At 43.9% G+C, this 19670-nt stretch carries 11 protein-coding genes; 9 read left to right on the top strand and 2 right to left on the bottom strand.

The window, feature by feature from the left end:
- Positions 1-89: 89 nt before the first annotated feature.
- Both FHW88_RS00615 and FHW88_RS00610 read right to left on the bottom strand, forming a co-directional pair.
- Positions 90-1469, bottom strand: a complete 1380-nt coding sequence (locus FHW88_RS00615; protein WP_176622350.1) for a right-handed parallel beta-helix repeat-containing protein — start codon at positions 1467-1469, stop codon at positions 90-92.
- Positions 1470-1776: 307 nt separating this feature from the next.
- Positions 1777-5766, bottom strand: coding sequence for a hybrid sensor histidine kinase/response regulator transcription factor (locus tag FHW88_RS00610; RefSeq protein WP_255485187.1), 3990 nt, complete (start codon positions 5764-5766; stop codon positions 1777-1779).
- A gap of 194 nt (positions 5767-5960) precedes the next feature.
- On the opposite strand from FHW88_RS00610, the gene FHW88_RS00605 reads away from it, so the two are divergent.
- From FHW88_RS00605 to FHW88_RS00570, 9 genes are all read left to right on the top strand, one after another.
- Positions 5961-9185 (top strand): SusC/RagA family TonB-linked outer membrane protein, encoded by a 3225-nt coding sequence (locus tag FHW88_RS00605; RefSeq protein ID WP_255485186.1) that lies wholly within the window; start codon positions 5961-5963, stop codon positions 9183-9185.
- Between the two features lie 24 nt (positions 9186-9209).
- Complete coding sequence (locus tag FHW88_RS00600) at positions 9210-11153, top strand: RagB/SusD family nutrient uptake outer membrane protein (RefSeq protein WP_176622348.1); 1944 nt, start codon at positions 9210-9212, stop codon at positions 11151-11153.
- 19 nt (positions 11154-11172) lie between these two features.
- Positions 11173-11874 carry a DUF3823 domain-containing protein gene (locus FHW88_RS00595; protein ID WP_176622346.1) on the top strand — a complete coding sequence of 234 codons (702 nt, stop codon included), beginning with the start codon at positions 11173-11175 and terminating at the stop codon, positions 11872-11874.
- 86 nt (positions 11875-11960) lie between these two features.
- Positions 11961-13802: a glycoside hydrolase family 2 protein gene (locus FHW88_RS00590; protein WP_176622344.1), complete on the top strand. Its 1842-nt coding sequence runs from the start codon at positions 11961-11963 to the stop codon at positions 13800-13802.
- A gap of 11 nt (positions 13803-13813) precedes the next feature.
- Positions 13814-15886 (top strand): beta-L-arabinofuranosidase domain-containing protein, encoded by a 2073-nt coding sequence (locus FHW88_RS00585; protein WP_255485185.1) that lies wholly within the window; start codon positions 13814-13816, stop codon positions 15884-15886.
- 12 nt (positions 15887-15898) lie between these two features.
- Complete coding sequence (locus FHW88_RS30095; RefSeq protein WP_255485184.1) at positions 15899-16024, top strand: hypothetical protein; 126 nt, start codon at positions 15899-15901, stop codon at positions 16022-16024.
- A 34-nt stretch (positions 16025-16058) separates the two neighbouring features.
- Positions 16059-17198 (top strand): sialidase family protein, encoded by a 1140-nt coding sequence (locus FHW88_RS00580; protein WP_176622342.1) that lies wholly within the window; start codon positions 16059-16061, stop codon positions 17196-17198.
- A gap of 171 nt (positions 17199-17369) precedes the next feature.
- A complete protein-coding gene (locus FHW88_RS00575) occupies positions 17370-18440 on the top strand; it encodes a cellulase family glycosylhydrolase (RefSeq protein WP_218117109.1) in 1071 nt (356 codons plus the stop codon).
- Between the two features lie 219 nt (positions 18441-18659).
- Positions 18660-19670: a glycoside hydrolase family 43 protein gene (locus FHW88_RS00570; RefSeq protein WP_176622340.1), complete on the top strand. Its 1011-nt coding sequence runs from the start codon at positions 18660-18662 to the stop codon at positions 19668-19670.

Here is a 19670-nt window from a genome sequence, read left to right as displayed (position 1 = left end):
AACGCAAAAAGGGATGGCAGGGTTGCCGTCCCTTTTGCTTTTACAGAAATTCCCTTTGCCCCTGACAGAAACGCTTGGTTTATTAAATATTAATACTCGGTAGCCCCAATATCAAAAGCCGTACCCGATGGGCGTACAGCATTATAAAAATCAAATTTTATGCCGTATGATAAAACGTTTGCCCCCTGATCAATAAGCGGCGATGACGGTTGTAAATGGAAATCATCTCCGTTATAATCTACAAACCCGCAAACACTTACATCTGTGTTTATATAATTATTTGATTCGGTAAGTTTAACGCTGGTGCTTTTTAAAATTATCGGCTGTACCGATGCCGATTGTATGATAGCATTATTAATAACGGTATTCATGGGGATAGTTTCGGAGTTTAACTTTATACCTCCTAAAACAGAGCCCACAATGGTATTATTGATAAACTGAAAATCCGGGCCCGGCGTATACCGTGAATCAGCAAAAATACCGTAAGCTTTTGAGTCAATAATATAATTATTGAATACCTGGTTATCCCCAAGGCCAAGAACAATGATGCCGTTGCCGGGCGCATTCTTAACCAGGTTGTTATAGCATTGTCCGCCGGTACCTTCTCCTATTTGTATGCCATTATTTTGATAAGAAGCAAACGGACTTATCCCCGGATTTTTAACGGTGTTACTATAGATCATGCACCCCGACGTAGCACTGCCAACCTGGATCCCTTCGGCACCGGTAGAGTCAACAAGGTTTTTGTAGATCCTGGCATTCACGATATCGTGAGGTAAAACTGTACCGCAGGAAGTTGAAACGCCATTCTGATAAAAAGAATTTCCTATATAAAGGCCCTCCCCTCCTGTTTTGTGAACGTAATTATCATGAATTATTACATTACTCATGGTAAAATTGCCCCGCCAGGTTGCAGCGTCGCATGTTGGATCGGTTTTTGCCATGATCCCCGCAAACCCGCTGTTACGCACCTCAACATTCGCGATCTCAAAGTCCGAGCTCAGATAGTCCATCGTCATACCGATGTTGCCGCCGTTTATATCAAACCCGTACTTAATTGAGGAAACGCCATTTCCCATTACCTTAAAGTACTGGCAGTTTTGTGTCTTAAATGCATACGAGGCGGTAGTTTCAGCAGTGAATGACACCCTTCCGCCCTGGTTAACAATTAAGATAGGAGCGGCGGCTGTACCTTTAAAGTTTTTAAGCAGCAAAGCCCCGCGTTCACCGGCGGGAATATATATTATAGCCCCCGCGGGGATATTTGTACCGTCAACCATCCATTCGGTAGTTTTAACGGTATAAGTATAGGTAGTTACCGGCCTGGTTTTCAAACTTTGCAGTTTTCCATCCTGCTCCGGAATTGAACTTGCCGGTGTCTCAATTTTGTTTATACTTTTTGAACACGCCAAGCATGATATTACCAGCATACCAGCTATCATGCTTAGTAAGTAATTGTTATTTCCCATTTATTAATCTGAAAGAGTTTTGATAATCAACCTGTCCCTGTTGTGCGGAACCGGCAGTTCTACGTTATTTTTTCAAATATTGTTGCCCGCACAATTAAATCGCCCGCTTGCAACGTTTAGGGACTTCGGTAATAAACAAAAATTGTAAAAAAGGGGGTTACTTTAACAGCACATGCCTTGCAGAGGGCTATCGCCGATGCAAAAGGCTTGCAGCTTATAACTGAGTGGAATTACCCTCCCGGACGCCCGTATGATTATATAAAGACCATTGTCGCTGACTTAGCCCCAATGGTCCATCCTGGTAAGATTAAACCTGTTTTACTTTACTGCGCTTAGCCTGCTGGTATTCAGTTGGTGTTGTACCGAATTGTTTCAGGAAATTACGGCCCAGGTGTGATTGAGAACTGTAACCTACCATGTTGGCTACTTCGTAGATCTTATAATCACCTTCTTCCAGTAATTGCGCGGCAGCCTTGAGGCGGGTGATATTGATAAGCTCGTTAATAGTAAGATTGGATATAGCTTTAACCTTGCGGTACAGCGTTGGCTTACTCATATTCATGAGATTGGCTATCTGCTCTACATCAAGCTCGGCGTTTTGGATGTTTTTGTAGATAACACCGTTTAGCTTATCCAAAAAGCTTTCATCAGGTTTTGAGTAGGCCATCGACTTGATATGCGCCAGCGGCGAGCTCGCAAAATGCTCCTTAATTTTATTACGGTTAATAAGCAGGTTAGCTATCTGCACCTGCAAATGTTCGGGTGAAAACGGTTTTTCGATATAGGCATCGGCACCAACTTCCAGTCCTTCAATTTTACTTTGCAGGGTATTTTTAGCAGTGAGCAATATGATAGGGATGTGGCTGTAATCGAAATTGGTTTTAATGGTTTTGCACAGCTCAAACCCATCTATTCCCGGCATCATTACATCGCTTATAATAAGCTGGATGTTCTCGATGGCTATCATATCCAACGCTTCCTGTCCGTTAAGGGCTTTAATAACCGAATATTTGTCGCTCAGATCATCCGAAATAAAATCAAGTATTTCAGGGTTATCATCCACTAAAAGTATAACTGGTTTCATAAAGTCAATATTCTCCTCTCTGTTACTTAGGTCTGCCTGCTCATATTCATCGGGGGTAATATGAAGGTCGAATTCTTTTTCCTGGTGAACAGGCAAAGTAAGGTTAAATATATTAAAATCGTTAACAGATTTATTCAACACTAATAAACCTTTATGCAATTCGGCTAAAGAGCGCGATAACGAAAGTCCTATCCCGGTGCCAATTTGTTTTTCCGACCCTTTCATCCTGAAGAAAGGCTCAAAGATCTTTTCGCGCATTTCGTAAGGGATCAGGTGCCCGTTATTCCTTATTTCGATGGTAAAGGTAGGGTCGTTAACCGGGTGGTCAAGCAATTCGATCTCAACAACAGAGGTGCTATATTTGATCGCGTTGCTAATAAGGTTGCTTATAATTTTAGTGAATGCCTCGATATCGACATAAGCATAAACAGTTTTAGCCGGGTGTATGAAGGTATAACTGAGGTTCTTTTGCTCGGCGATAGGTTTAAACCGCATAAAAGTATCGGCAAGCAGATCGGTGATATCGGTTTTAACAAAGCTGAGACTGAAGCCATTAGTCTCGGTTTTACGGAAATCAAGCAGCTGATTGGTAAGGTCGAGCAGGCGGTTGGTGTTTTTTTCCATGATCTTCAGGTTGTTTTGAATATCCGGAACATGCTCCGCCCGCCTGATTACTTTTTCCATCGGCCCTTTAATAAGCGTTAAAGGTGTACGGATTTCATGGGCCACGTTGGTGAAAAATTCAATCTTAGCATTATAGATCTGTTTTTCCTTATCATTTTCAAGGGTTTCGATAATGCGCTTATTTTTTTCGCGGGTTTTACGGTGATAGCTTCTGAGCAGGTAGTAACCTGTTAGTAAAAATAACAGGCAGTAAGCAATGTATGCCCAAACGCTTTCCCAAAAAGAAGGTGCTATATCAATTTCAATACTTGTTTCTTTTTGGGTCCAGATGCCGTTATTGTTTGCCGCTTTTACTACAAAGGTGTAATGTCCGGGCTGCAGTTGCGTAAAATAAACTTTTCGGTTGCGTTTAAGTTCGGTCCAGCCTTTATCCAAACCTTTCATCGTGTATTTATATTGGGTCATTTCGGGCGATGGGAAGCTCAGCGCAGCAAAATCAATACTGAATGAAGATTGGTTATAATTAAGGTTGATCTTTTTTGTGGTGATGATAGATTGTTTTAATAATGAATCGGCACCATTAACAGAGATCTCTTTATTGTGCACCTGGAAACCGGTTATATAAACCGGGGCTATAAAGTAATTCTGCTTAAAACTGGCAGGGTTAAAGCTAACCATACCACGCACACAACCAAAGTACATGGTACCGTCGGCATCTTTAAAAGACGAGTTGTAGTTAAACTGGTCACTTAATAAACCGTTGGCTTTTGTATAAATTTTTATGCTCCCGGTATTATCATTAAAGCAAACCAGCCCCCGGGTAGTGCTGATCCATAGGTTTTTATGGCTGTCTTCTTCCAGTCTGAAAATGTAATTGCTCGGAAAGCCGTTATTGGTGTCATAAAACTTATAGCTATCCGCTTCGGGATCATATCTCCATAAACCCAAACCTTCGGTAGCAAACCATAGTTTGTGGTTACTATCCTCAAAAACGCCGTTAACCGTGGTGGTGTTAAGCACATTTTTAACGGGGTAACGATAGTTTAGCTTAGTGCTTGTATTGTTTGCCGGATTGTAGCAGTAAATACCATCCCTTACGGTGCCAACCCAAATTTTGCCCTTATGGTCTTCGGTTATGGCGTAAATGAAATCATATGGGGGTAATTTATCTATCAGGGTAAAATCCTTGCTTGCCAAATTATACCTGTAAATGCCACGGGTAGTACCAACAAAAATGAGCCCGCTGCGGGTTTTGCAAAAGCAAATTATAAAGTTGCTTTTGAGTTCATTATTTCTGCTTCCGGCCAGGTAAACGCGTTCAACCTTGCCGGTTTTAATGTTCATGATATCCAGTCCCCGTTCAAAAGTACCTACAAACAGTTCATTGCCTAATGCTAATATACCGTGGATGTTGGTATTGGAGATGCTGGCACTTCCGCCGGGATTATAATGGGTCCAGGTGTTATCGGGAGCCAATTTGTTTAACCCGTTATCTTCGGTGCCCATCCACAGGTTGCCATACATGTCTTTGGTAATTTCGCGCACCACGTTTCCTTTAAGGGAATTTGGCTCAGTGTCGGGGTAAAATTTGTTAAAGGTTGAATATTGTTTAGGGTAATAGTTGAGGCCGCCAAAATAAGTGCCTGCCCAAACCCCGCCTTCCGAATCCTTATAAAGGCAATAAACGGCATTATCCGATATGGAGTAAGGGTCATTGAAATGCTTTCTGAGATTAAGAAATGTGCCCTTTACCGGGTCATAAATAAATACGCCCGATTCTGTGGCTATCCAATATTCTGTATCGCTGTATTTTAAAAAATCGCGCACGTAAACAGCCGTTTTATCCGGGTTGTAGTTAAGCAGGTCCTTGTAGGTATAGGTTTCAGCATTAAATTCCTTAAAACCATGACTATTGGTACCTACAAATATTTTGTTGTTACCGGCATAATAAATCTTCTCAATAAACTTTGAGGTAACTTTATCAGTTGGCTTAAACACGTTGTAAGCGGTAAAAGTGCGGCTTGCCCGGTCAAATTTCTCCATTGCGCCGGTTGAAGAAGAAGCCCACACTGTACCATTAATGATTACTACAGACGTAGCCTCAAAATGCTGCGAAGGCCAGTAATCAGTTCTTTCGCCGGTTTTTGTGTTATATCTTATTAATGAAGCTCCGGCTACAAACCAGCAATTATCATGTTCATCAAAAGTGATACTGCGCACACCGTTAATATTTGCCGTATTGATATGTGTAAATGTTTCTGACAGGGGATCATACTTATCAAGGCCCTCGTCGGTACCTATCCAAAGCGTACCTTCTTTATCAAGGCACAGGGTATGCACCATGTTGTTGGAGATGGTGCTCTTATTTGCAGGGTTATGTCTGAACGTTTTAAAGGTATAACCATCAAAACGGTTCAGGCCGTCCTTAGTACCAAACCACAAAAAGCCGCGCCTGTCCTGCATGCTGCAGTAAACGGTATTATGCGATAACCCATGCTCAACCTGGTAATGCTTGAAGTAGTAGGTCTGGGCATTGCAAATACCGCATGATACTGTAAAAAATAATAGAAATATGTATAGTGGTTTCAAAATAATCAGCTTAACGCAAATATAGCCAATCTGTTGCAGCGTTTCCCTTCTCCCGAAAATTGATACTTTTTGACTAAGTATTGATATGATTTGGTTAAGCGCCGGGGCCAAAATCCTTTTTCTTTACAACATGATTTTAGATATGTCAATTGTACATTTTTAAAATCAAAACTTAACCAATTAATAGATCATTTATGAGAAAATTTTTACTACTCAGGCATGGGGGAAACCCTCATGTGCAGTGGCCGCCCAGTAAATGGAGCCCCAAAGTAATGCTAATCGCTTTTTTCATCATGACCGGTTTCCTTTTTTCGTTTAGCGCATCCGCGCAAAATAAAATTAAGGTAACAGGCAACGTGGTTGACACCACCGGCCAGGTACTTACCGGCGTAGCCGTACGGGTACAGGGCACACAGGGGGGCACCACAACCGATGCACAGGGCAATTTCAGCATTAACGTACCAGGTGCAAACAGCACTTTGGTTTTTACTTACATCGGTTTTACTACACTCGAATTACCATTAAACGGCCAAACAACCGTAAAAGTGCGTTTGCGTGCCACAAACTCGGCTTTGCAGGAGGTGGTTGTTACCGGTTACGGTACGCAAAAGAAGGCATCTATCACAGGTGCCATCTCAACTGTTACCAGTAAAGACCTCGACCGCGTACATGCCGGTTCAACTGTAAGTACAGGTTTGGCAGGTAAAATTCCGGGTGTAACTTTCAGGATGTCTGAAGGCAGGCCTGGTGCCAGCGCCAGCATCCAGATCCGTAACATGGGTACGCCTTTATATGTAATTGACGGGATCCAGCAGGATGAAGGCCAGTTTAACAACCTTGCTCCTAACGATGTGGAAAGCATTTCTGTTTTGAAAGACGCTTCGGCAGCTATCTACGGTGTACGTGCGGCTAACGGCGTAGTGGTGGTAACCACCAAAAAAGGCGCTGGTGAAGCCCGCATCAATATTGATGCTTACACCGGTTACCAAAACTGGTACAGGTTCCCCAACGTGTTAACCAATTCATATGATTACATGCGTTACCGCGCTGATGCCGAGGTTAACAGCAATGGCTCAACCAGTATTACCCAAGCCGAGCTTGATAAGTATAAAGCCGGCACCGAAAAAGGTTACCAAAGCTTTAACTGGCGTGATTATGTTTTGAAGGCCAATAACAACGCCCCGCAAAACTCGGTAAATGCCAATTTTACCGGCGGTAACGACAGGGTTAACTATTATGTTTCGGCAACTAACCTTTATCAAAATTCGCAGTTGGGTAAAGAGTATAAATTTAACCGTTCAAATATCCAGTCGAACGTTTCGGTTAAAGTGGCCAACGGTTTAAAAGTAAGCCTGGACATTAACGGGCGTATCGAAACCCGCGAAAACCCTGGTGTACCGGGTGGCGATGATTACTTCCTTGCCCGTTTTGCCGTATTAAGAAATACGCCTCTTGAGCGTCCTTATGCTAATGATAATCCCGCATACCTCAATGATATCGGTCATACTGAGTCAAACTATGCCTTCCTGAATAAAAAGCTTTCAGGACTTTATCACAGTGATTGGCGAGTACTTCAAAGTAACTTTGGCGTTGAGTATCAAATACCGGGAGTAAAAGGATTGAATGTGAGAGGTTTGTACTCTTATTATATTGCTGATTATTTGCTTAATAACCAGGAGTACACGTACAATGCGTATACCTACAAGCCGGCTACCGATACTTATGATGTAACCGGCGGCAGCACCAACCCATGGCGCGAACGTGAGCAGCGTAAAGAGTTTGCCAAAACTTACCAATGGCAAATTAATTATAACAACAGTTTTGGTAAACATACCATTGGCGCTACGTTTGTTTCTGAACGTATTGAGTTAAAACATTTACGTAACTGGATCCATGCTTCGCCAATTTCAAATAACCTGCCATTGATCTACTTCCCAACAGCCGATCAATACCAGGATAGTGATAATACCGAAACCCGCATAGGTTACATTGGCCGTGTAAACTATAACTATGACAACCGCTATTATTTGGAAGCTTCGGCAAGGCGGGATGCATCATACCTGTTTGCCCCTGATAAACGTGTGGGTTATTTCCCTGGTGTATCTGCCGGCTGGCGCATCACACAGGAAGGTTTCATGAAAAAACTATTAGGCGAAAACAGTATCCTGAATGATTTGAAATTCCGTGGTTCATACGGTGTGTTAGGTGACGACCGTGATCCGGGAAATTCAGCTAATCCTATTGTGGCCCCATATGCTTATTTGCCAGGTTACAACTACAACCAGGGCACTTATATTTTTGATGGCAACGCGGTTATCACTTCAAGGGATAAAGGGATCCCTGTAACCCGTATTTCATGGCTGAAAAGTAAAATTACCGATGTTGCTGCCGATTTCAGCTTGTTTAACAGTTCACTGAATGGTACTATCGATTATTTCTATCGTAAACGTACCGGCTTGTTAGGTACTAAAAATGATGTTGTGGTACCTATTGAAATAGGCTACTCTTTGCCGAAGGAAAACGCGAGCAGCGATTCGCAACGCGGTTTTGAGATCTCGCTTAACTATAACGGTAAAATTGGCAAAGCAAGCTATAATATAGGCGGTAACTTTGGCTACACCCGCCAAAAAAACCTGCAAAGCTATAACCCGCTATTCTTTAACTCATGGGATCAATACCGCAACTCGACCGAAAACAGGTACTCGCATATCGACTGGGGCTACCAGGTTATTGGCCAGTTTACGTCGCAGGAACAGATCAACAACTATACTATCAACAACGATGGCAAAGGTAACCGTACCTTATTGCCGGGCGACCTGATGTATAAAGATCAGAATGGCGATGGAAAAATTGACCAGTATGACGAGCGCCCTATAGGTTTCGGTTATGGTACACAGCCTAATATCAACTTCGGCTTTACAGTTGGTGCTGCTTATAAAGGCTTTGATTTCCATGCCGATTTTTCAGGTGGTGCAGGTTATACCTGGTTCCAGAATTATGAAACCCGCTGGGCGTTCCAGAACAATGGTAACCTGAACTCGATATTTGAAGACAGGTGGCACCGCCAGGATATGTTTGATTTAAACAGTCCGTGGGTACCGGGTAAATATCCGGCAAACAGGGTGAACCCAGGTTTTGGTCATAGCGATTACGAGCTAAACGGCCAGCGTAACTCAACTTTTTGGTTGCATAGTGTAAGGTATTTAAGGGCCAGGACTTTAGAACTGGGCTATTCATTGCCGACTGATATGCTTAAGAAAGTGAAGATCAGGAGAGCGAGATTTTATGTTAACGCGTACAACATGTTTTCATTTGATAACCTGAAACAGTATGGCGTTGACCCGGAAACTACCGATGATAATGGTTTACAGTTTCCGCAAAGTAAGGTACTCAACTTCGGCGTTAATTTAACCTTTTAATTAATTCCTAAAGTTTAAAAGCAAATGAAAAAGATTTCAATTATAACAATGCTGGCAATCTCGGTAGTAGCGGGATCGTGCAGAAAAGATAGTTCATTTTTAGATGTGCCGCCTAAACAGGTGCTGCCAACAGATCTGGCATTTTCAGACCCTGCCCTGGTACTTTCAATCCTTGGCGATCTTTATGACAGACAACGCGATTTCTCAAGTTTAGATGGTTATCCCTCAAGAGAATATCCTCAGTCACCAAATGGTGACAGGGAGCCGGGATGGCGCACATTCGCTGATTTCAGCGAGGCTTTCCCTTCAGAAAATGGCAGCAGCTTCCTTGTGCAACGTACAGGCTGGGGCTACGGCGAATGGGCAATATGGGATTATGGTTATATCCGCGACCTGAACCTTTTTATACAACGTGCAACCGCGGCCACCAAACTTACCGAAGGTGATAAAGCGCGTTTTATTGCCGAGGCCCGCTTTTTACGCGCTAACTATTATTTTGAAATGGTTAAACGTATGGGTGGCGTTCCGTTAATTACCGATCCGTTGGCTTATGATTACTCCGGTAACGTTACCCCGCTTCAAAGGCCGCGTGCTAAAGAATCAGAAGTATATGATTTTATTATCAGCGAAGCAGAGGCTATTAAATCAATACTCCCGGCAGATGTTAACCAAAAATCAAGGGCAACTAAAGCGGCAGCATTAGCCATGGAAGCAAGGGCTGCACTATATGCAGGTTCAATTGCAAAATATGGCGCCACTACGCCCCAGGTATCATTACCGGGGAACGAAGTTGGTATTCCTTCTACGCAGGCTAATGCTTATTATACCAAAGCATTGAGCGCTTCTCAGGAAATTATTAACGGTTCGGCAGGCAGCTACCAGTTATACAAAGTACTTCCTGACCTGAGCGATAACTTCGCTGCTATTTTCCTTGATAAAAGCAGTGTAAACCAGGAAGCTATATTTGTTGAGGACTTTAAAGCCAACGGCGGTAAAGTACACGGGTTTACCACTAATGATCAGCCATTCTCAATGTCCGACGAAGGTTTGGACGCAGGTCGTTTAAATCCGTCGTTGAACCTGGTTGAGGCTTTTGAAAAGCTGGATAATACCTACGCGCCAATTGCAACAAAAGATGCGGGAGGTAATCCTGTGTATTATACCAACCAGCTTGACGCTTTTGCAGGCAGGGATGCACGACTTGCAGGTACCGTATTGTTACCAAACGGCTTATTCAAAGGTAAAAGGACTGAGGTTTTTGCAGGCTACCAGCTTGGCGATGGTACAGTGATAAGCAGCGGCGACGCTACTATAACACAGGATGTACCGGGACTTGGTAAAAATATCCAGGTTGTTGGCAAAGACGGCCCTGTTAATGGATTGGAGTTTCGCACGCAAACCGGGTTTTATATCCGTAAGTATCTTGATCCAACGGTAGGCTCTGGCCGTCGCGGCCGCGGAAGCGACGTTAACTTTATCCGTTACCGTTATGCCGAAGTGCTGTTGAATGCTGCAGAGGCTGCCTTTGAACTTGGCCAAACAGGTACTGCGCTTGGTTATATTAACCAGGTAAGGTCACGTGCAGGATTAACCACTCCCCTGGCTGCACTCACCTTTGACAGGATAGTGCATGAGCGGAGGGTTGAGCTTGCATTTGAGGGGCACACCCTATATGATATGAAACGCTGGAGACTTGCCACAAGAGTTTGGGATGGTGCCCAAATGTCGGTTGCTGATCTGGTTAGCAATATTGGTAGTGCTACCAAACACAATACCCAGCCTTTCGGTTTATGGCCTTATAAGTATTTCAATCCGGGTAATCCTAATAGCGGAAAATGGATCTTTAAAGAAGTAAAACCGAGTGCTGTAACGGGTGCCAACAGGTTCCAGATAGGTAATTATTATTCACAAATAGGTGATGATATATTATCAGCAAATCCTAAAATTGTAAAGCAACCAAATCAATAGGTATTAATAATTAACCATCATGAAAATAAAATTTCATCATATCATACTTGGGCTCTTACTTGCTACCATGGGTTGCAAGAAGGATAACTATGATGCGCCCTCATCAAAACTTACCGGTCGTCTTACTTATAAAGGGGCGGCAATTAACGTTGAATATAATCAGGTCCCTTTCGAGCTTTATCAGCCGGGCTTTGGTAAAACAGGTGCAATTAAGGGCACCTTCCAACAGGATGGCAGTTACTCAACGCTTTTGTTTAACGGTAATTACAAATTTACCATTCCGCCAAATCAAGGCCCATTTATGTGGAAAGAACTTGCCTCGGGTAAAAGGGATACATTGGCTGTAACTGTCAGCGGTAGCCAAACTCTTGATATTGAGGTAACTCCATATTACCTTATTAATAATACCAAAATAACGGGTGCCAGTAAAGTTGTTACCGCCGTATTTGATTTACAAAAGGTTATAACCGATGCCAATGCCAAAAATATAGAAGCTGTTGTGTTGTATATTAACAAAACTCAGTTTGTATCAGCAGGTGATAATCAAATTGCATCTACTAATATTGCTGGTTCGGCAATTACAAACATGAATAACGTCAGCATAAGCGTAAATGTGCCAACTATAACACCTACGCAAAATTATGTGTTCGCTCGTGTAGGACTTAAAGTTGCAGATGTTGAAGATATGATTTTCTCGCCTGTAGTGAAGGTTAACTACTAAAATTATAATAAGGCCCCGCTTCATGGCGGGGCCATTTTTTTCTCCCTGCATAATTAATTACATAATATCCTTACACTTCAAAACTGATGAAGAAACTATCGCTTTGCCTGTCTCTTTTTATTACTACTTATCTATCTGCCAATGCACAGCAAGGCGAATGGCATTTGATAAAAGACAGGATCACTACCCCATGGGCCGAAAAGGTTGACCCTAAGGCACCGCTTCCCGAATATCCACGCCCGCAAATGGTACGTGGCAACTGGCAAAATCTTAATGGTTTATGGAACTATGCCATAGTGCCTAAAGCAACTACAGGGCCTGCCAAATATGAAGGAAAGATCCTGGTGCCTTTCGCGGTTGAATCTGCCCTGTCGGGAGTGGGTAAAACGGTGGGTAAGGATAGCATGTTGTGGTATAAAACAACCATCAGCTTAAATAAAACATTAAAAGGTAAAGATGTACTGCTGCATTTTGGTGCGGTTGACTGGCGTACCGAAGTATTTGTAAACGGTAAAAGTGCCGGCATCCATGAAGGCGGCTTTGATCCTTTTACATTTAACATTACCCCTTATTTAAAAGGCGGTTCAAAACAGGAAATTACCGTAAGCGTGTGGGACCCGACAGATGATGGTCCGCAGCCGCGTGGTAAACAGGTAAAAAAGCCCGAAGGAATCTGGTATACTCCTGTTACCGGCATCTGGCAAACTGTTTGGTTGGAAGGTGTAGCTAAAACACACATTGAAGCCACCAAACAAACCCCTAACATTGACGCTCACACACTATCGGTTTCGGCCGAAGTTACCAATAGCCAACCGGGCGATAAGCTGAAGATCAGTGCCTGGAACGGCAAAACCCTCGTATCCGAAAAAACAATTGACGCCGGCGAAACTGCCGTGCTGGATATCAAAGATCAGCACTTATGGTCAACTACCGATCCTTTTTTGTATGACCTGAAAGTTGCCGTTATCCGCAATAACAAAGCTGTTGATGAGGTAGGCAGCTACTTTGCCATGCGCAAAATTTCGCTTGGAGCTGATGCCAACGGCATTCAGCGCATGTTGCTGAACAACAAATTTGTGTTTCAATACGGCCCGCTTGATCAGGGCTGGTGGCCTGATGGCTTATACACCCCGCCAACATATGAGGCTATGAGCTTTGATATTGATAAGTTGAAGGAAATGGGCTTTAACATGATCCGCAAGCACATTAAGGTGGAGCCGGCACGTTATTATGCTTATTGCGATAAAACAGGTATGCTGCTTTGGCAGGATATGCCGAGCGGCGATTTAGGCAACCATTGGGAAAATCGTCCCGGCGTGCTTGACCGCGCAACTGACCAGCAACGTACTCCCGAATCTGAAAGCTACTATCGCAAAGAGTGGAACGCTATCATTAACTCATTATATAACTATCCATGCATCGTAGTCTGGACTCCGTTTAACGAGGCCTGGGGACAGTTTAAAACTGTGGAGATCACCGAATGGACGATGAAAAAAGACCCGTCACGTTTGGTGAACAGTGCCAGCGGTGGCAACTTCTACGATACCGGTAACATTGTCGATTTGCATAACTATCCGCACCCTGCTATGCCACGTCCTGAGATCTTCGGTAAAACTAAAGCGGTTGTTTTAGGCGAGTTTGGTGGTTTGGGCTGGCCGGTTGACGGACATACCTGGCAGGCCAATAAAAACTGGGGCTACCAAAACTTCAAAAACGGCGACGACCTGTTTAAAAGATATTCAACCTTTACCGATAGGCTGGAAGAATTGATTAAAGTTGGCCTTTCGGCAGCAGTATATACACAAACAACAGATGTGGAGGGCGAAGTAAACGGCTTCATGACCTATGATCGCAAGGTGATTAAAATGCCTGTTGAATTGTTACAAAAAGCCAACAGCAAACTGTACGATCCGGCCCTGGTGAAATAATATCTTTACGTATGACTATAAAAAATAGTATAAAACTGATGCGCAGGGAGGTTTGTCTTTCTGTGGCGATGATCTGTGCGGGCTTTGCAACTGTGAATGCCCAGAGCGTGAAAGCAACCACGGTAACAACGGTTGATAACAAAGGCGCGAATGCTTTTTATGTAAATAACCGAGCCCCCTTGCAGAGGCAATATTTTACCAAATTGCCTACCGGTAGCATTGAAGCCGGCGGCTGGCTTAAAAAGATGATGGAACTGCAGCGCGACGGTTTAACCGGTAACCTTGGCGAAATCAGTGCGTGGCTTTCAAAAACCAACAATGCGTGGCTTAATAAAGAGGGCAAAGGCGAATATGGTTGGGAAGAGTTGCCTTACTGGCTAAAGGGTTATGCTGATATAGCCTACATGCTGAAAGATAAAAAGATGATTGCCGAAACGAAATTCTGGATAGATGCCGTACTGAACAACCAGCGTGATAACGGCGATTTTGGTCCGGCGGTTGAACATAACGGCAACCGTGACCTTTGGACCAACATGCCTATGCTTTGGTGCCTGCAATCATATTATGAATACACTAAAGATCCCCGCGTTATCCCTTTCATGACCAAATACTTTAAGTATGAGTTAGCTACGCCTGATAATAAGTTTTTGGAAGATTACTGGGAAAACAGTCGCGGCGGCGATAACATGCTGAGTGTTTACTGGCTTTACAACCGCACCGGCGATAAGTTTTTGCTTGATCTGGCTACCAAGCTTGATAAAAATACTGCGGACTGGCGCCAGGCCAATAACCTGCCCAACTGGCACAATGTTAACGTGGCCCAGTGTTTCCGCGAGCCGGCAACTTATTACCTGCAAAGCCATGATAAAAAAGACCTGGATGCTACCTACAATGATTTTAAACTGATCCGTGATATCTATGGCCAGGTTCCGGGCGGTATGTTCGGTGCCGATGAAAATGCCCGTAAAGGTTACGATGATCCGCGCCAGGCGGTAGAAACCTGCGGTTTGGTTGAGCAGATGACATCCGATCAGATGTTGTTAGGTAATACCGGCGACCGTTTCTGGGCTGAAAACTGTGAAGACGTAGCTTTCAATACCTTCCCGGCTGCCTTTATGCCCGATTATCGTGCTTTACGTTATCTAACTGCACCTAACATGGTGGTGAGTGATGGTAAAAACCATCATCCGGGTATTGCCAATGAAGGTCCGTTTTTAATGATGAATCCTTTCGGCAGCCGTTGTTGCCAGCATAACCACGCTGCTGGTTGGGTATATTATGCCGAAAACAGCTGGATGGCTACTCCTGACAATGGCATAGCTGCCCTGCTTTATACCGAAGGTAAGGTGAACGCAAAAGTTGGTAACGGTACCACAGTAAGCATTGCCGAAACAAGTCATTACCCTTTCCAGGATGAGATCAATTTTACAGTTACTACACCAAAAGCAGTCAATTTTCCGCTTTACCTGCGTATCCCTGAGTGGTGCAAAGGCGCATCGGTAAAAGTTAATGGCGTAGCTGTGGATGTAAACACCTCAACTGGCGATTATATCCGTTTGGCAAAAAACTGGAAAAATGGCGATAAAGTAACGCTTCAGTTGCCAATGCAGCTTAAGGTGAAAGAATGGGCTAAAAACAAAAATAGCGTAAGTGTTAGCTATGGCCCGCTTACCTATTCTTTGAAAATAGAAGAGCAATATACCAAAGGAGATAACCTGAAAGATGCTCAGGGCGATTCGCACTGGCAGCCGGGTGCCGATCCTCAAAAATGGCCTTCTTACAATATCTACGCTGCATCGCCATGGAACTATGGTTTGCTTATAGATGAACAGCATCCTGAAAAATCAATAGAGGTTATTCACCGCGCATGGCCAAAGGATAATAATCCGTTCACCAATACCAATGCGCCGATAGAGTTGAAAGCAAAAGGTAAGCAGCTGCCCGGTTGGAAGATAGATGAAACAGGTTTATGCGGTGTATTGCCGCAAAGTCCGGTTAAAACTGAGGAACCTGCTAAAGAACTAACATTGGTACCTATGGGCGGGGCAAGGTTAAGGATCTCGGCTTTCCCGGTTGCTGAATAATGAAAAATGCAGATGGGGGCTTACAGTTACACAACCAAACGCACATCCATCCATGCCGCTGAATTGGAGTTTAACGGTGAAACACTGGTTTGCGACAGGGATAAGCCATTTAGTTTCTGGCTGGCCGACGTCAAATAAAATATCGACAGAAATAAAAAGAATATAATTGGTTATGCGGCAGATATTCATTTGGTTAATGGGTGTGTTTGCCCCGGTGATGGTTCTGGGGCAACACAATGCCGTTAACAATAAAACTATTGCCTGGGATCAAGCCACCTTAAAACAGGTAGGGAGCAAAAACGGCAATTACGCCCGCATGATCCAGTTAAGTAATGGTAACCTGTTTTGTGTTTATGAAAGTGCCGGAGGTATTGAATGCATTACAAGTACTGATTTAGGTAAAAGCTGGAAGCCTCCTGTAATAATTGCCCGGCCAGTGCCGGGCGTAAACATGGCAGTGCCCGAGATACTGGAGTTGAAAGACCATTCATTACTGGCATCATACAACCCACGCCCGCATAAAGTAAACAGTGCTTGGGATACAACCAAACACTTTGCCATCTGTACAAAAAAGAGCTACGATAAAGGCAAAACCTGGACGGATGAACGCCTGATTTATCAGGCGCGTTATAATTTTGATGATGGCTGCTGGGAGCCATCGCAGATTCAATTGCCATCGGGCGAGATCCAGTTGTTCTTTTCAAACGAGGGTGTGTACACCAAATCAAACGAGCAAAATATTTCCATATTCCGGTCGAAGGATAACGGCTTAAGCTGGACAAAACAGCCTCAAATTGTATCTTTCAGGCCGGGCCATAGAGATGGTATGCCGGTGCCAGTCATCCTGAAAAGAAAAAATGAGATTGCTTTTTCGATAGAGGATAATGCCGGTGCAACTTTTAAACCGTCTATCATCCGCAACAGCATCGGCCAAAATTGGAAAAAAACGGTTGGCCCCAATGATGCCGAACGCACATACGCGCTCACACCCAAATTGCAGGATACAGTTTACGCCGGAGCGCCTTATTTAAGGCAACTGCTCAGCGGTGAAACAGTGCTATCCTATCAAAGTACGCAAAACCGAAATCATAATTGGGAACAGGCGTGTATGCAGGTAGCTTTAGGGAATAGCGACGCTGAAAATTTTATGAGTGTACCAGCACCGTTCAATATTCCGGTTGATAAACACGGGCTTTGGAACTCGTTGTGTGTGCTTAATGATGATACCATTATTGCACTTACATCAACCAATGCCTTTGGGAATGGAACGGAGATATGGATGGTGAAGGGAAAAGTGGTAACAGAGAAATAAAGAATAAAAGCAAGGGCTGTGCGATTCCCCTCTTGAGAGGGGCGGAGGGGTGTGTTTATCCATGAGTCAATAAACGGCGCAGAAACAAACCCCTGTCATCACACCATCCTACGCTCCCCTCTCAAGAGGGGAATTAAAAAAGGAAAGAATTAAACTATTAAACTTTTATAAATGCAAACAAAATTAAAAGTATTGGCGCTTGCTTTGGCAATGCCATTGGGGATGAGGGTAATGGCGCAGCAAAAAGCGCCGGCGCAGGTATGGTCGCAGGAGAAGGCAAAAACCTGGTATGCGCAGCAGCAATGGCTGGTGGGTGCCGATTTTATTCCAAGTACAGCCATTAACCAGTTAGAAATGTGGCAGGCCGATACCTTCGATCCAAAAACAATAGATAGAGAATTAGGCTATGCGCAGGGTATTGGCATGAATGTAATGCGCGTTTTCCTGCATCATTTAGCCTGGGAGCAGGATCCGGAAGGTTTCAAAAAACGCATGGACGAGTACCTTGCCATTTCAAGTAAACACGGCGTAAAAACCATGTTTGTATTTTTTGATGACTGCTGGAATAAAGTACCTAAAGCGGGTAAACAACCGGAGCCAAAACCGGGAATCCATAACTCGGGCTGGATGCAGGACCCCGGACAGCCGGCATCTGATAACGCAGCAAATTCGCCGGTGCTTGAGAAATATGTGAAGGACGTATTGAAACGTTTCGCCAATGATAAACGCGTTTTACTTTGGGATTTGTACAATGAGCCGGGCAACTCAGATAAAGGCAACAAAACTTTGCCGTTGTTGAAAAGCGTGTTTAAATGGGCAAGGCAGATAAATCCAAGTCAACCAATTAGTGCCGGCGTTTGGCGCTGGGACCTGGAAGACCTGAACAAATTCCAGATAGCGAATTCCGACATTGTTACTTATCATGATTATACGCCTGAAGGAGATCACCTGAAAACAGTACAGTTTCTGAAAATGAACGGTCGCCCGTTGATTTGTACCGAGTACATGGCCCGTCCACGCAATAGCCTGTTTGGCACCGTATTGCCGATGCTTAAAAAAGAAAACGTAGGCGCTATAAACTGGGGCTTTGTAAGTGGTAAAACCAATACTATTTACGCCTGGGATACCCCAATGCCTGATGGTAAAGAACCTAAACTGTGGTTCCATGACATTTTCCGTAAGGATGGTACTGCCTACATCCCGGAAGAAACAAATCTGATCAAGAAATTGACCGGACGATAGGGTTTGGATGTGCGGACTTCAGATGCGCAGATGTGCAGATGATTTCCGAATGCTGAAACCAATGTTTTAAATAGGGCCGCGTCACATGCGCCTCCCGCGTTAACCTATCACACAAATCTGCTTATCACCTGAAATGCCGATTTATTACAGACTTACGAAGTTTTAAAAACTTCGTAAGTCTTGTTCCTCGCTAATACTCCCCTTAAACCAATTACACCTATGAAGCAGTTTTTTAATTATCTGATGCTGGGCCTGTTCGGCACTATAACCGCCTGCCGCAGCCATGCACAGCAAATTGAGCCAACTAAGCAGCCAGCGCCCTATAGTGGCCTTATCCATGTTGTGCTTGACAGGGATTTCCCCGATCCTACGGTGATCAGTTATAATGGCAAGTATTATGCTTACGCAACTCAATCGCTGGGAGGTGATGGAAAGATGATCAATATCCAGGTGGCCTGGTCAACCGATCATGAACACTGGACATATGCGGGTGACGCTTTGCCTCAAAAACCTTCATGGGCTACTAATACCCAAAACTTTTGGGCGCCGGATGTTTTCTTCGACGCCAAACTCAACAAATTCGTCATGTTCTTTTCCGCCGATCCAAACGAGTTAACTGGCAAATGGATGGGGATAGCTTATGCTGATAATCCGCTTGGGCCTTTTACCGATAGGGGCACACCATTTATGAAGGGCCCGAGTTTTCACTGCATCGACCCTAAAGCTTTTGTTGACCCTAAAACCGGGAAGCATTTTCTTTACTGGGGATCGGACTTTCAGCCATTGCGGGTACAGGAAATGAAAGATGACTGGTCGGACTTTAAAGAAGGTTCACAGCCAACAGTTGTAGTTGAACCGGGCAAGGATAAAAGCTACAGCAACCTGGTTGAAGGCTCATGGCTTGATTATGATAACGGTACGTATTACCTGTATTACTCGGGTGATAACTGTTGTGGTACCGGGGCCAATTATGCTGTGATGATAGCCAAAGCTGATAACCCACTCGGTCCGTTTGTAAGATTGGGAGAAAGCAATCAAACACTTAATAGCGCCATTTTAATAAAAGATGCTGTTTACACGGCTCCTGGTCATAATTCTATTTTTACCGACGAAAAGGGAAACAAACTTATAGCTTATCATGCAATTGAAATAGCCCATAAGGAAAAGGGAAGGGTAATGTGTATCAGCCCAATCAAATATCAAAGTGGCTGGCCGGTAATAACTAAATAA

The sequence above is a fragment of the Mucilaginibacter sp. SG538B genome (assembly GCF_013376065.1).
Classification (GTDB): domain Bacteria; phylum Bacteroidota; class Bacteroidia; order Sphingobacteriales; family Sphingobacteriaceae; genus Mucilaginibacter; species Mucilaginibacter rubeus.
This window is presented reverse-complemented; position numbering and strand designations above follow the sequence as displayed.

Excerpts from the sequence above, each read along its gene's own strand:
- FHW88_RS00590 (WP_176622344.1), top strand. The coding sequence starts at position 11,961 with ATGAAGAAACTATCGCTTTGCCTGTCTCTTTTTATTACTACTTATCTA.
- FHW88_RS30095 (WP_255485184.1), top strand. The coding sequence starts at position 15,899 with ATGGGGGCTTACAGTTACACAACCAAACGCACATCCATCCATGCCGCT.
- FHW88_RS00580 (WP_176622342.1), top strand. The coding sequence starts at position 16,059 with ATGCGGCAGATATTCATTTGGTTAATGGGTGTGTTTGCCCCGGTGATG.
- FHW88_RS00570 (WP_176622340.1), top strand. The coding sequence starts at position 18,660 with ATGAAGCAGTTTTTTAATTATCTGATGCTGGGCCTGTTCGGCACTATA.
- FHW88_RS00615 (WP_176622350.1), bottom strand. The coding sequence starts at position 1,469 with ATGGGAAATAACAATTACTTACTAAGCATGATAGCTGGTATGCTGGTA.
- FHW88_RS00595 (WP_176622346.1), top strand. The coding sequence starts at position 11,173 with ATGAAAATAAAATTTCATCATATCATACTTGGGCTCTTACTTGCTACC.
- FHW88_RS00575 (WP_218117109.1), top strand. The coding sequence starts at position 17,370 with ATGCAAACAAAATTAAAAGTATTGGCGCTTGCTTTGGCAATGCCATTG.
- FHW88_RS00605 (WP_255485186.1), top strand. The coding sequence starts at position 5,961 with ATGAGAAAATTTTTACTACTCAGGCATGGGGGAAACCCTCATGTGCAG.
- FHW88_RS00600 (WP_176622348.1), top strand. The coding sequence starts at position 9,210 with ATGAAAAAGATTTCAATTATAACAATGCTGGCAATCTCGGTAGTAGCG.
- FHW88_RS00585 (WP_255485185.1), top strand. The coding sequence starts at position 13,814 with ATGACTATAAAAAATAGTATAAAACTGATGCGCAGGGAGGTTTGTCTT.